Here is a 12,833-nt window from a genome sequence, read left to right on the forward strand (position 1 = left end):
GGTGAGCTGGTGACTGGAGTCCGGCCGTGCGCTCTTCCGATCTAGGCCGGCCGGACCGCCGGCCGCGCCCGCAGCACCATCACGCTGGCCAGGGCCAGCGCCGGCAGCAGCGCGAGGTTCAGCGCCGCCCAGCCCGCCCCCGCATGCACCGCGCCGGAGGCGAGCGCCGTGCAGGCCACCGTCGCGAAGACGATGAAGTCGTTGGCAGCCTGCGCGCGCACGCGCTCGGCCGGGCTGTGCGCCTCGCCGAGCAGGTTGGTCGCGCCGGTGAACATGAAGTTCCACCCGACACCGAGCAGCACCAGCGCCACGGTGAAATGCGCGAAGCTCTCGCCGGCGAGCGCCACCGCGACGCAGAGCGCATTGAGCACCGCGCCCGCCACGATCACGCGGCGCGTGCCGTAGCGGGCGATCAGCCGCCCGGTGACGAAGCCCGGCGCGAACATCGCGACCGCATGGGCCTGGATGACGGTGGCGCTCGCCACCACGGCGAAGCCGCAGGCCATCATCTCGATCGGCGTCGAGGTCATGACGAGGTTCATCGTGCCATAGGCGATCGCGCCGGTGATGGCGGCGGTCAGGAAGGCGGGGCGGCGGACGATCTCCATCACCGGCGTCGGGCTCGCCTGGCGCGGCGGCGCCGGGGGAAGGCGTACGATGGTCAGCACCACCAGGCAGATCACGGGGAGGATCGCGAAGATCAGGTAGGTGCCGAGGAAGAGGAAGGGCAGGAAGAGGTCCTTGCTCTGCTTCACCAATTCCGGCCCGGCGACCGCGGCGATGACGCCGCCCGCCATGACCAGCGAGATGGCGCGCGGGCGATAGGCCGGGCTCGCCACCTCGGCGGCGGCGAAGCGGTAGTGCTGCGCGATGCCCATGCCGATCCCGGCCGGCAGCGCGCCCGCGACATAAAGCCAGAAATCCGCCGTCCAGACGCCGGCGGCGAAGACGAAGCAGCCGATCAGCGAGGCCAGCGCGCCGAGCGAGAAGCCGGCGCGCCGGCCGAGCCGGCCGAAGACGATGCCGGCCGGGATGGAGGCGGCCATCACCGCGACCATCTGCACCGCGAAGGGCAGCGTGGCCAGCGCCTTGTCGTCGGCCAGGCTGTAGCCGACGATCGGCCCCATCGCGACCTGCCCCACGACCGAGGCGTTCATCAGCGCCTGACAGCAGAAGAGCAGCATCACGTCGCGCTTCATCGCGCGATCCTCGGCACTCATGCGAAGTGGCTCCATCCGCCGGCGCCGAGTTCGATCGCGCCGCCCGACGCATCCAGCACGCGGACGCCCTCGCCGTCCAGGAATCGGCCGATGCGGGTGACGCGGGTCTGGGCCGCCTCGGCCGCGGCCAGCACGCGCGGCGCGTCCGCAGGATCGGCGGCGAAGAGCAGTTCGTAGTCGTCGCCGCCGCCCAGGATCCGCGGCAGCAGCGACGGATCGGCGGCGAGCGCAGCCCGCGCCGGATCCGACAGCGGCACCGCCGAGGCGCGGATTTCCGCCCCGCAGCCGGCGGCGCGCGCGAGATGGCCGAGGTCCTGCACCAGCCCGTCCGAGACATCCATCGCCGCGCGCGCGATGCCGGCCAGCGCCTGGCCGAGCGCGAGGCGCGGCGTGGGTAGCCGGTAGCGCTCCGCCAGATGCGCATCCGGCGCAAGCCGCCCGGTCAGCGCGAGCAGCCCGAGCGCGCCGTCGCCGATGGTGCCGGAGACCCACACATCGTCCCCGGGCCGCGCGCCGACGCGCCGCAGCGCGCGGCCCGGCACGACGCTGCCGACGATGGTGAGCGTGAAGCTCGCGGGGCCGGGTGTCACCACCGTGTCGCCGCCCAGCACCGCGAGGCCGAATTCCGCCTGATCTTGTGCGAGCCCATCCGCGAAGGCGGCGATCCACGCCTCCTCCGTGCCCTGCGGGAAGCCGCAGGTCATCAGGTAGCCGAGCGGCGCGGCCCCCATCGCGGCGAGGTCCGAGAGGTTCACGCGCAGCAGCTTGCGCCCGATCGTCGCGGGCGGGTCGTCGGGCAGGAAATGCACGCCGGCGACCATCGCATCGGCGGCCAGCACGAGCTGCCGCCCGGGCGGCGGATCGAGCAACGCGGCGTCGTCCCCGAGCGCCAGCGCACCCTCCCCCGCCAGGGGGCGGAAATGACGCGCGATGAGCTCGAACTCGCGGGGGAGCGGCATGCTAGGCGGCGGGGCGCGGGAGGGGCCTTTCCCCTCCCGGACCCTCCCCACCACGGGCCAGTGGGCCCTTGGAACCCATGAGTTTATGGCCGAAGGCGAGGGGGCCTTGGCCCCCTCGCCTTCGGCCATGACTGATCGAGGTCCAGGAGCCCGCCGGCTCCTGGCGGGAGGGGTTCGGGGAGGGCAGCGCCCTCCCCGCACGCCCGCCACCCACGCCGCTATCCCCGCGCGAACTCGTCGGCGCGGAAGCGGCGGGCCAGCGCCTCCAGCACGCCATTGGCGAATTTCGGCTCGTCGCCGGCGAAGAAGCCGTGGGCGACGTCGAGATACTCGTTGATCACGACGCGCATCGGCGGGTCGTGCGGCTGCATCAGCTCGGCGCCCGCCGCGCGCAGCAGCGCGCGCAGCACGGGATCGAGCTTCTCGAGCGGCCAGTCCTTCGCCAGCACCTCGGCCAGCGCCGCGTCGATCGCCTCGATGTTCGTCGCCGCCGCGCGCACCAGCCGCGCGAAGAGCCGGACATCGGCATCCGGCACGCGGCCTTCCGGATAGCCTTCCTCGGCCTCGTTCGGGCCGAGGCGATGGCGGACGAACTGCTCGATCACCGCCTCCGGGCTCTCGCCGGCCTGCTCGGACTGGAACAGCGCCTGCACGGCGGCGACGCGCGCGCCGGTGCGGGGGCGGCCGCGCGCGACCGGGGCGCGCTGTGCGGGGGCCTTCATGCCAGCCACCGGCGCGCGAGGGCGATCTGGCCGATCAGCGCATGCGCCGCCTCGGCGCCCTTGTTCATGCGGTCGTCGCGCGAGCGGGCTTCGGCCTGCTCGAGCCGGTCGACCGTCAGCAGCCCGAAGCCGACCGGCGCGCCGCTTTCCGCCGTGATGTCCATCACGCCGTGGCAGACCGCGTCGCAGATGAAGGTGTAGTGGTCGGTCTCGCCGCGCACGACGCAGCCGAGCAGCAGGAAGCCGTCCCAGCCGCCACGACGGATCGCCATGCGCAGCGCGGCGGGAAGCTCGTAGGCGCCGGCGACGTCCACCACCTCGACCCGCGCGCCGATGTCGGCGAGCACGGCTTCGGCGCCGCGGCGCATGCCGCCCACCACATCGGCGTAATAGGGCGCCTGGATGACCAGCACGCGCGCCGGCGGGCCTTCGAGGCGGGCGGCCTCGCGCTCCGGCGAATCCTTGGTGCTCACTTCGCTTCCTTCGGGATGGGCCGCGTCTCGACGACGCTGAGCCCGTAGCCTTCCAACCCCACGACGGGGCGCGGGTTGTCGGACAGGCGCACGATCTCGCGCAAGCCCAGATCGGCGAGGATCTGCGCGCCAATGCCATAGTCGCGCAATTCCGGCGCCGCGGCCCGGCGTTCCCGCCGGGCGCGCACCGCCTGGGAAAGGCCGTCGGGCCGCCAGTCGCGCAGCAGCACGACCACCCCCCTGCCCTCGGCCCCGATCGCGTGCATCGCCGCGTGCAGTTCGCCCTCCGCACGGCCGGCGACGAGGTCATGCAGCATCGAGGCCGCGTGCATCCGGACCAGCGCCGGCTCGGGCCGAGCCAGGTCGCCCTTCACCAGCGCCAGATGTTCCCCGGCATCGAGCGTCGAGGCGTAGACGATGACGCGCCAGGCGCCACCGACGCCCTCGATCGTGCCCTCCTCGACGCGCCGCACGAGGCGTTCGGTGCGCCGGCGATGCGCGATGAGGTCGGCGATGGTGCCGAGCTTGAGGCCGTGGCGCTGCGCGAAGGCGACGAGGTCCGGCATGCGCGCCATCGTCCCGTCGTCGTTCATGATCTCGCAGATCACGCCGGACGGGTTCAGCCCGGCGAGACGCGCGAAGTCCACCGCCGCTTCGGTGTGCCCGGCGCGGACCAGCACGCCGCCGTCGCGCGCGACGAGTGGGAAGACATGACCGGGCGTCACGATGTGCTCGCGCCCGATTTCCGGGTTGATAGCGACGGCGACGGTGCGCGCGCGGTCGGCGGCCGAGATGCCGGTCGTGACGCCGTCGCGCGCCTCGATCGAGACGGTGAAGGCGGTCTGGTGACGGGTGCCGTTCGACTGCGCCATCAGCGGCAGGCCGAGCTGCTCGACGCGGCTGCGCGTCATCGCGAGGCAGATCAGGCCGCGCGCATGGCGGGCCATGAAGTTGATCGCGTCGGGCGTCGCGAACTGCGCGGGGATGACGAGGTCGCCCTCGTTCTCGCGGTCCTCGTCGTCCACCAGGATGAACATGCGGCCGCGCCGCGCTTCCTCGATCAGCTCCTCGGCCGGCGAGAGGAACTCGGCGAAGCTGGTGCGCGTGGCCTCGACGTTCACAGCTGGAACTCCCGCAGGCGGGCCACGTAGCGGGCCATCATGTCGATCTCGATGTTGACCCGCGATCCCGGCTGCAGCGTCCCGAAGGTGGTCACCGCCGCGGTATGGGGGATGATGTTGACCCCGAAGCTCTCGCGGTCAACCTCGTTGACCGTGAGCGACACGCCGTCCACCGCCACGGAGCCCTTCGGCGCGACGTAGGGCGCGAGCGAAGCGGGCACGCGGAAGCGCCAGCGCACGGAGCCGTTCTCCGGCGTCGCCGCGATCACCTCGGCCACGCCGTCCACATGGCCGGCGACCAAATGGCCGCCGAGCTCGTCGCCGATGCGCAAGGACCGCTCGAGGTTGACGCGCGTGCCCGGCTTCCAGCCGCCGAGCGTGGTCTTGGACAGCGTCTCGGCAGAGGCCTCGACCGCGAACCAGTCGCCGCCGAGCTCGACCGCCGTCAGGCAGACGCCCGAGCAGGCGATGGAGGCGCCGAGCGCCACCGGCGGGTTGGCCAGGAAGGCCGGCGAGGTGCCGATGATCAGGCGGTGGTCGTGGCCGCCGCCGATCGGCAGCACCTCCCGCACCGTGCCGAGGTCGGTGACGATGCCCGTGAACATCCTACTCTCCTTCGGCCTCGAACTCGGTCAGCCAGTCCGGGCCGAGCGGGCGTGACGCGGTCCGGCGGAATCTGGGCATGGATGCCAGCGTCTCAACCGGCAGCGGATAGGCCGCGGGCTGGCCGTCCCCGCCCATGACCCCGGGCGCATGGAACCAGGCGAGGCGCTGCGCAAGCCCCTCCCGCAGCAGGGCGGCCGCGATCCCGGCGCCGCCCTCGGCCAGCACGCGCGTCACGCCGCGCTGGGCCAGGGCGCCGAGCAGGCCCCGCATGGCCATGCCTTCGGCGCCGCGGGCGACCTTGATCACCTCCACCCCGGCCTCCTGGTAGGGGGCGAGGGCCGAGGGCGGGTGGCCGGGGACGGTCGCCAGGATGGTCGGATGCACGCGGGCGGTCGCGACCAGCCGGGCGGTGACCGGGGTGCGGAGGCGGGCATCGGCCACCACGCGCAGCGCCCGGACGGGCGCGGCGCCGGCCAGCCGGCAGGTCAGGTCCGGGTCGTCGGCCAGCACCGTCCCGCTGCCGACCAGGATCGCGTCGTGGCGGGCGCGCATCGCATGGGCTTCCCGCCGGGCGGCGGGGCCGGTGATCCACTTGCTCTCGCCGGCCGCGGTCGCGATCCGGCCGTCCAGCGTGGTGGCGAGCTTCAGTGTGACAAGCGGCAGGCCGAGCGTGATGCGCCGCGCGAAACCGGCGTTCACCGCGCGCGCCTCGGCCTCCAGCAGCCCTTCGTCCACAACGATGCCGGCGGCGCGCAGCATGTCGAAGCCGCGCCCATCCACGCGCGGGTCGGGGTCGCGCATGGCCGCGACGACGCGGGCCACGCCCGCGCCGATCAGCGCGTTGCAGCAGGGCGGCGTGCGGCCATGATGGGAGCAGGGCTCGAGCGTGACATAGGCGGTCGCGCCGCGCGCCGCCACGCCGGCGCGCCGCAGTGCCTCGGTCTCCGCATGCGGGCGGCCGCCCGGTTGGGTCCAGCCGCGCCCGACCACCTGCCCGTCGCGGACGATGACGCAGCCGACCGCCGGGTTGGGCCAAGTGTTGCCAAGCCCCCGCGACGCGAGCGCGAGGGCGGCGCGCATGTGGCGCTCGTCCTCCACGGGTCAGGTCCCGTCGATCTGCCCGAGGAACTGCTGGAAGTCCTTCGCCTCGCGGAAGTTGCGGTAGACGCTGGCGAAGCGGACATAGGCGACCTGGTCGACGTCGCGCAGCGTGTCGAGCACGACGTCGCCGATGCGACGACTGGTCACCTCGGAATCCGCCTCGACCTCCAGCCGGCGCTGGATGCCGTTGACGATGCGCTCGATCCGCTCCTCGTCGAAGGGGCGCTTGCGGAGCGCGATGCGGACGGAGCGGGCGAGCTTGTCGCGGTCGAAGGGCACGCGGCGGCCGTCCGACTTGATGACGGTCAGCTCGCGCAGCTGCACGCGCTCGAAGGTGGTGAAGCGGTTGCCGCAGGCCGGGCAGGACCGGCGCCGGCGGATCGAGGCGCCGTCCTCGGCCGGACGGCTGTCCTTCACCTGCGTGTCCTCGTTGCCGCAGAAGGGGCAGCGCATGGCGCGTTTGCCTCAAGCGCCGGCGCGCGCAGCCGCGCGCTTGGCTTGCGCCGCGCGGCGGGTGCGCCCGGCGGCGCTGTCATGTGGGCGGCGCCGGCCGCGTGGCGGACGGACCCTGCGATGGCGGTCCTGGGTTTGGTCAGGGGGCGCCATCTGGTTGGTCAGGCGTAGATCGGGAAGCGGCGGCAGAGCTCCAGCACGCGCGCCTTCACGCGATCCTCGACGGCGGCGTTGGCCTCCGGCGCATTGGCGCTGGCGAGCCCGTCCAGCACCTCGCCGATCATCTGCCCGACCTGGCGGAACTCCGCCTCGCCGAAGCCGCGCGTGGTTGCGGCGGGCGAGCCGAGCCGGATGCCCGACGTCACCATCGGCTTCTCCGGGTCGAAGGGGATCGCGTTCTTGTTGCAGGTGAGGTGCGCGCGGTTCAGCCCGCCTTCCGCGACCTTGCCGGTCAGCCGCTTCGGCCGGAGATCGACCAGCACGAGGTGGTTGTCGGTGCCGCCGGTGACGAGGTCGAGGCCCTGCGCCTTCAGTTCCTCGCCCAGCGCCTTGGCGTTCGCCACCACCTGCCGCGCATAGGCGCGGAACTCGGGCTTCAGCGCCTCCCCGAAGGCCACCGCCTTGGCGGCGATCACATGCATCAGCGGCCCGCCCTGCAGGCCGGGGAAGACGGCTGAGTTGAACTTCTTCGCCAGCGCCTCGTCGTTGGTCAGGATCAGGCCGCCGCGCGGCCCGCGCAGCGTCTTGTGCGTGGTCGTCGTGACGACATGCGCGTGCGGGAAGGGAGACGGGTGCGCGCCACCCGCCACCAGCCCGGCGAAATGCGCCATGTCCACCATGAAGTAGGCGCCGACCTCGTCGGCGATGGCGCGGAAGGCGGCGAAATCCCAGTGCCGCGCATAGGCGGAGCCGCCGGCGATGATCAGCTTCGGCCTGCTCTCCAGCGCGATGCGGCGGACTTCCGCCATGTCGATCAGCTGGTCCTCGCGGCGCACCGTGTAGGGCACCGGCTTGAACCACTTGCCGGAGAGGTTCGCCGGCGAGCCATGCGTCAGATGGCCGCCCGCCGCGAGGTCGAGGCCCATGAAGGCGTCGCCCGGCTGCAGCAGGGCGAGGAACACCGCCTGGTTGGCCTGCGCGCCGCTGTGCGGCTGCACATTGGCGAAGCCGCAGCCGAACAGCTTCGTGACGCGCGCGATGGCGAGATCCTCCGCCACGTCCACGAACTCGCAGCCGCCGTAGTAGCGGCGGCCCGAATAGCCCTCGGCATACTTGTTGGTCAGGACGGACCCTTGGGCCTCCAGCACGGCGCGGGAGACGATGTTCTCGGACGCGATCAGCTCGATGCCGTCCTGCTGGCGCGCGAGTTCCTTGCCGATCGCGGCCGCGAGCTCGGGGTCGGTCTCGGCGACGGAGGCCTGGAAGAACCGCGCGGGCGTCATGGCCGGGGTGGTCTCGTTCATGGGCGCGGGCTCCAGTCGGGGGTGAGCTTGCGGACGCGGCGCTCGTGGCGACCGCCGGCGAAGGGGGTGGCGAGGAAGGCGCGCAGCGCGTCGAGCGCCACTTCGGGGCCCGTCACGCGGGCGCCGAGGGCCAGCACATTGGCGTCATTGTGCTCGCGCGAAAGCCGGGCGGTGGTGGCGTCCTGGGCCAGCGCGCAGCGGATGCCGGGATGGCGGTTCGCGGCGATCGAGATGCCGATGCCCGTGCCGCAGACCAGCACGCCGAAGCGCGCCCGCCCGTCCAGCACGGCGCGTGCGACGGCATCGGCGAAGTCCGGGTAGTCCACGCTTTCCGGCCCGTCGGTGCCAAGGTCGAGCACGGGGTGGCCGGCCTCCTCCAGCGCCGCGCGCAGCGTCGCCTTGAGACCGACGCCGGCGTGGTCGGAGCCGAGGGCCACGGGAATGGATGCCGTCATGGTCCATGGGTTACCACGCCCTGTGGCCGCGCGGAACGCCGGCCCCAAGCTGTTGGGTGCAACCCAGGCCCGCAGGGAGGGCTGCCTCTGGCCGCCGGGGCCGTGGGGCAAGGCCTCCTCCAGGCAGGGCGTCGCGCAGCAGGCGATCGCGCCGCTTGGCCCCCTGCCCCGTCCCGTGCCACGACTCCGCGTCACGAGACCCGGAGGAAGGCCGTGAGCCACACCAATCCCGAAACCATCGCGCTGCATGCCGGCTGGCGGGCCGATCCGACGACCGGCTCCGTCGCGGTGCCGATCCACCAGACGACGTCCTTCCAGTTCCAGGACACCGGCCACGCCGCGCGGCTCTTCGCGCTGGCCGAGCTCGGCAACATCTACACCCGCATCATGAACCCGACCGTCGACGTGCTGGAGAAGCGCGTCGCAGCGCTGGAAGGCGGGGTCGCCGGCCTGGCGCTCGGCTCGGGGCAGGCAGCGACCACGTTCAGCGTGCTGAACCTCTGCGAGGCGGGCGACAACATCGTCAGCTCGACCGACCTCTACGGCGGCACCTGGAACCTGTTCGCCAACACGCTGAAGCAATTCGGCGTCGAGGTGCGCTTCGTGGATCCGGCCGATCCGGAGGGCTTCGCGCGCGCCACCGATGCGCGCACCCGTGCCTGGTACGCCGAGACGCTGCCGAACCCGAAGCTGCAGGTCTTCCCGATCGCAGAGGTCGCGGCGATCGGCCGGAAGCTCGGCGTGCCGCTGATCATGGACAACACCGCCGCACCCATCATCTGCAAGCCGCTCGCGCTGGGTGCCGCGATCGTCATGCACTCCACGACCAAGTGGATCGGCGGCCACGGGACGAGCATCGGCGGCATGGTCGTCGATGGCGGCAACTTCGACTGGGAAGCCCATGCTGAGCGCTTCCCGACGCTGAACAAGCCCGATCCGAGCTATCACGGCGCGGTCTGGACGCAGGCGGTGAAGCCGCTCGGCCCGATCGCCTACATCATCCGCATGCGCACCTGCCTGCTGCGCGACCTCGGCGCGCCGATGGCGCCGATGAACGCCTTCATGTTCCTCCAGGGGCTCGAGACGCTGCCGCTGCGGATGGAGCGGCACTGCGCCAATGCGCTGAAGGTCGCGGCCTATCTCGCCGGGCACCCCGCGGTGTCGCACGTGATCCATCCCTCGCTGATGGAAGGCGAGGCACGGCGGCGCGCGGACGCGGCGCTGAAGGGTGGCTATGGCAGCCTGATCGGCTTCGAGCTGAAGGCCGGTGCCGAGGCCGGCAAGCGCTTCATCGAGGCGCTGAAGATGTTCTACCACGTCGCCAACATCGGCGATGCGCGCAGCCTCGCGATCCATCCGGCGACGACCACCCACAGCCAGCTCTCGGTGGACGAGCAGGCGGCGTCGGGTGTCACCCCCGGCTATGTGCGCCTGTCCATCGGGATCGAGCACATCGACGACATCATCGCCGATCTCGATCAGGCGCTGGCCGCGGCGGGCGGCGGGCTGAAGGCGGCCGCGGAATGACGGCATTCGACAAGCCGGCGGGGCTCTCGGTCGAGACGCCGCGCCAGCCGGGCGCCTTCCCGGCTGTTCGGATGCGCCGCAACCGGGTGGATGCCTTCACGCGCCGCCTGGTGGCGGAGAACCGCCTCTCGGTGGACGACCTGATCTGGCCGATCTTCGTCATCGAGGGCACGGCGACCGAGACGGCGGTCGCCTCCATGCCCGGGGTGAAGCGCGTCACGCTCGACCGCCTCGCCGCCCATGTCGAGCCGGCGGCGAAGCTCGGCATCCCGGCGCTCGCGCTGTTCCCGGCAACGCCGGCGGAGAAGAAGGACGCCGAGGGGACCGAAGCGAAGAACCCCGATAACCTGATGTGCCGCGCGGCGCGCCTGCTGAAGCGGGAATTCCCGGAGCTCGGCTTGGTCGGCGACGTGGCGCTCGATCCCTACACGGATCACGGCCATGACGGCGTGCTGCGCGAGGGGCCGGGCGGGCACTACGTCGCCAATGACGAGACGCTCGAGATCCTGACGATCCAGTCGGTGATCCAGGCGGAGGCCGGGATCGACGTCATCGCGCCGTCGGACATGATGGACGGGCGCATCGGCGCGATCCGGACGGCGCTCGACGCGCGCGGGCTGATCCACACGCGGATCATGAGCTACGCGGCGAAATACGCCTCGGCCTTCTACGGGCCGTTCCGCGACGCCGTCGGCTCCGGCGGGGCGCTGAAGGGCGACAAGAAGACCTACCAGATGGATCCGGCCAATTCCGACGAGGCGCTGCGCGAGGTGGCACTCGACGTAGCTGAGGGCGCGGACATGGTGATGGTCAAGCCGGGCATGCCCTATCTCGACATCTGCCGGCGCGTGAAGGACCAGTTCCGCGTGCCGACCTTCGCGTATCAGGTGTCGGGCGAATACGCGATGATCATGGCGGCGGTGCAGAATGGCTGGCTCAACCGCGAGAAGGCGATGCTCGAAAGCCTGCTTGGCTTCAAGCGCGCCGGCTGCGACGGCGTGCTGACCTATTTCGCCGTGGAGGCGGCGGAGGTCCTGCGGCGTGGCTGAGGGCGGGGCGCTGCGGCGCCCCTGGCACGGCGCCTCCGACCGGCCCGACGACCCGGCGGTCGCGGCGCTGCGTTTGCAGCGGGCGGAGGTCGAGGCGCTGCTCGCCTTCCGTCACGCCGAGCCGGGCGAGGAGGAGAACCTGGCCTGGTGGCGGCTGCAGCGGCTGCGTGCGGCGCGGCGCGCGGTGCTCGGCGAGGCGGAGCGCGGCAGGCTGCCCGCCCTGCCGCCGCCGCCGGCCCATGCGCTGTCCTGGTGGCAGGGGGTGAAGTTCCGCCTCAAGCGGCTGCGCCCGGAGGAGGAGCGCCCGCCGCGCCGCATCGCGGCGCGGCTGGACCGCTGAGGCCCCTATTCGACCTGCATCCGGAGTTCGCGCACCAGCGGGCGCACCGCCGCCACCTGCGCATGCACCGAGGCGCCGAACTCGGCGGACGAATTGCCGCCCGGCTCAGCGCCGAGTTCCTGGATGCGCGGCGCGAGGGCGCGGGCGGCCGCGGCGATCTCGGTCTGCAGCCGGGCCAGCGTCGCCTCCGGCGTGCGGGCGGGGGCGAAGAAGCCGTTCCAGCCCAGCAGCTCGGCATTCGGGAAGCCCTGCTCGCGCACCGTCGGCACGTCGGGCAGCGCGCGGGCGCGCTGCGCGGCGAGCGTCGCGATCGGGCGCAGCGTGCCGGCGCGCACATGCGGCAACGCGGTCGAGATCTGGTCGCCGCCGAAGGCGATGCGCCCGGCCAGCATGTCCTGCACCAGCGGCGCCGCGCCGCGGAACGGCACATGCTCCATCTGGAAGCCGCCGTCGCGCTTCAGCACCTCGCCGATCAGGTTGATCGTGCTGCCCGGGCCGGTGGAGCCGTAGAAGGCCGGCGGGTTCTGCGCCTTCGCCCAGGCAACCAGTTCCTGGAGATTGCGGGCCGGCACCTGCGCGTTGACCAGCAGCATCATCGGCACGTTGGCGCCGAGGCTGATCGGCGCGAAGTCGCGCTCGATCGAATGCGGCGCGCGGTTCGCGTATTCCAGCGCCGCCGTCGTGGTGGAGAAGGTGAGGTTGTGGAACAGCAGCGTCTGCCCGTCCGGCGCCGCCTTGGCGACCACGTCGGCGCCGATCGAGCCGCCCGCGCCGCCGCGGTTCTCCACCACGACCGAGACGCCGAGGGTCTCGGTCAAGCGCTGCGCGTAGAGCCGCGCCAGGACATCGGTGGTGCCGCCGGCCGGGAAGGGCACGACGATGCGCACCGGGCCGCTCGGCTGCCAGCCCTGGGCGCGGGCGAGCGACGGCGTGGCGAGCAGGACGGGCGCGGCCAGCAGGCTGCGACGCTTCATGGTTTCCTCCGTGTCGCCACTCCGGGCGATGCGGGGCGATTGGGCGGCGCGCGCGCCGTGCCGTCAAGCGCGCCGCCTCCATGATCCGGAGGGCGGCACGGCTCGCGTCCTGGCGCGGCTCGCTCGACGAGCGCCTGGCGCGGGTCTGCGCCGCCTGGGGCCTTGTGCCGGCGGGCGGCCTTTCGGAGACGCCGACCGCTCGGCTGGTCGCGATCGGCGACGACCACGTGCTGAAGCTCGCCCCACCGGGCCAGGGGGTCGAGGCGGAGATCGCCACGCTGCGCGCCATGCAGGGACGCGGCGTCGTCGCCCTGCACCGCGCCGACCCCGCCGAGGGCGCGCTGCTGCTCGCCCGCGCGCGTCCGGGCAC

General features: G+C 72.7%; 15 protein-coding genes. 4 read left to right on the top strand and 11 right to left on the bottom strand.

Going from position 1 to position 12,833, the window contains the following annotated elements:
* Window positions 1–41: 41 nt before the first annotated feature.
* From L2I40_RS09605 to rpiB, 10 genes are all read right to left on the bottom strand, one after another.
* The gene (locus L2I40_RS09605) at window positions 42–1,220 is read right to left on the bottom strand and encodes an MFS transporter (protein WP_237214683.1); all 1,179 of its coding nucleotides are present in this window, start codon (window positions 1,218–1,220) and stop codon (window positions 42–44) included.
* Window positions 1,217–2,179 carry a thiamine-phosphate kinase gene (thiL, locus tag L2I40_RS09610; RefSeq protein WP_237214684.1) on the bottom strand — a complete coding sequence of 321 codons (963 nt, stop codon included), beginning with the start codon at window positions 2,177–2,179 and terminating at the stop codon, window positions 1,217–1,219. The genes L2I40_RS09605 and thiL overlap by 4 nt, the downstream gene beginning before the upstream one ends.
* Before the next feature lie 218 nt (window positions 2,180–2,397).
* Window positions 2,398–2,901: a transcription antitermination factor NusB gene (gene nusB, locus L2I40_RS09615; RefSeq protein WP_237214685.1), complete on the bottom strand. Its 504-nt coding sequence runs from the start codon at window positions 2,899–2,901 to the stop codon at window positions 2,398–2,400.
* Window positions 2,898–3,374 (bottom strand): 6,7-dimethyl-8-ribityllumazine synthase, encoded by a 477-nt coding sequence (ribH, locus tag L2I40_RS09620; protein WP_237214686.1) that lies wholly within the window; start codon window positions 3,372–3,374, stop codon window positions 2,898–2,900. Before ribH ends, nusB begins: the two co-directional genes overlap by 4 nt.
* A complete protein-coding gene (ribB, locus tag L2I40_RS09625) occupies window positions 3,371–4,495 on the bottom strand; it encodes a 3,4-dihydroxy-2-butanone-4-phosphate synthase (protein ID WP_237214687.1) in 1,125 nt (374 codons plus the stop codon). The genes ribH and ribB overlap by 4 nt, the downstream gene beginning before the upstream one ends.
* Entirely contained in the window at window positions 4,492–5,100 is a 609-nt protein-coding gene (locus L2I40_RS09630) for a riboflavin synthase (protein WP_237214688.1), read from the bottom strand. The genes ribB and L2I40_RS09630 overlap by 4 nt, the downstream gene beginning before the upstream one ends.
* 1 nt (window position 5,101) lies before the next feature.
* A complete protein-coding gene (gene ribD / locus L2I40_RS09635) occupies window positions 5,102–6,181 on the bottom strand; it encodes a bifunctional diaminohydroxyphosphoribosylaminopyrimidine deaminase/5-amino-6-(5-phosphoribosylamino)uracil reductase RibD (RefSeq protein ID WP_237214689.1) in 1,080 nt (359 codons plus the stop codon).
* Window positions 6,182–6,202: 21 nt separating this feature from the next.
* A complete protein-coding gene (gene nrdR, locus L2I40_RS09640; RefSeq protein ID WP_237214690.1) occupies window positions 6,203–6,655 on the bottom strand; it encodes a transcriptional regulator NrdR in 453 nt (150 codons plus the stop codon).
* 161 nt (window positions 6,656–6,816) lie between these two features.
* Complete coding sequence (glyA, locus tag L2I40_RS09645) at window positions 6,817–8,118, bottom strand: serine hydroxymethyltransferase (protein WP_272910954.1); 1,302 nt, start codon at window positions 8,116–8,118, stop codon at window positions 6,817–6,819.
* Window positions 8,115–8,573 carry a ribose 5-phosphate isomerase B gene (gene rpiB, locus L2I40_RS09650; protein ID WP_237214691.1) on the bottom strand — a complete coding sequence of 153 codons (459 nt, stop codon included), beginning with the start codon at window positions 8,571–8,573 and terminating at the stop codon, window positions 8,115–8,117. The genes glyA and rpiB overlap by 4 nt, the downstream gene beginning before the upstream one ends.
* 213 nt (window positions 8,574–8,786) lie before the next feature.
* Between rpiB and L2I40_RS09655 the strand changes: the two genes are divergently transcribed.
* Genes L2I40_RS09655 through L2I40_RS09665 form a run of 3 tightly spaced genes read left to right on the top strand, consistent with a single transcriptional unit; the run spans window position 8,787 to window position 11,489 of the window.
* Entirely contained in the window at window positions 8,787–10,100 is a 1,314-nt protein-coding gene (locus L2I40_RS09655; RefSeq protein WP_237214692.1) for an O-acetylhomoserine aminocarboxypropyltransferase/cysteine synthase family protein, read from the top strand.
* A complete protein-coding gene (gene hemB / locus L2I40_RS09660; protein WP_237214693.1) occupies window positions 10,097–11,149 on the top strand; it encodes a porphobilinogen synthase in 1,053 nt (350 codons plus the stop codon). The genes L2I40_RS09655 and hemB overlap by 4 nt, the downstream gene beginning before the upstream one ends.
* Window positions 11,142–11,489, top strand: a complete 348-nt coding sequence (locus tag L2I40_RS09665) for a hypothetical protein (protein WP_237214694.1) — start codon at window positions 11,142–11,144, stop codon at window positions 11,487–11,489. Before hemB ends, L2I40_RS09665 begins: the two co-directional genes overlap by 8 nt.
* Before the next feature lie 5 nt (window positions 11,490–11,494).
* Here the strand turns inward: L2I40_RS09665 and L2I40_RS09670 are convergent, their stop codons facing one another.
* A complete protein-coding gene (locus L2I40_RS09670; RefSeq protein WP_237214695.1) occupies window positions 11,495–12,463 on the bottom strand; it encodes a Bug family tripartite tricarboxylate transporter substrate binding protein in 969 nt (322 codons plus the stop codon).
* Between the two features lie 80 nt (window positions 12,464–12,543).
* Here L2I40_RS09670 and L2I40_RS09675 point away from each other — a divergent pair.
* Window positions 12,544–12,833, top strand: a 290-nt coding sequence (locus L2I40_RS09675) for a hypothetical protein (protein ID WP_237214696.1), incomplete at its 3' end; no start/stop codon positions are given.

This window comes from Falsiroseomonas oryziterrae (assembly GCF_021864505.1).
In the GTDB taxonomy this organism is placed as follows: domain Bacteria; phylum Pseudomonadota; class Alphaproteobacteria; order Acetobacterales; family Acetobacteraceae; genus Falsiroseomonas; species Falsiroseomonas oryziterrae.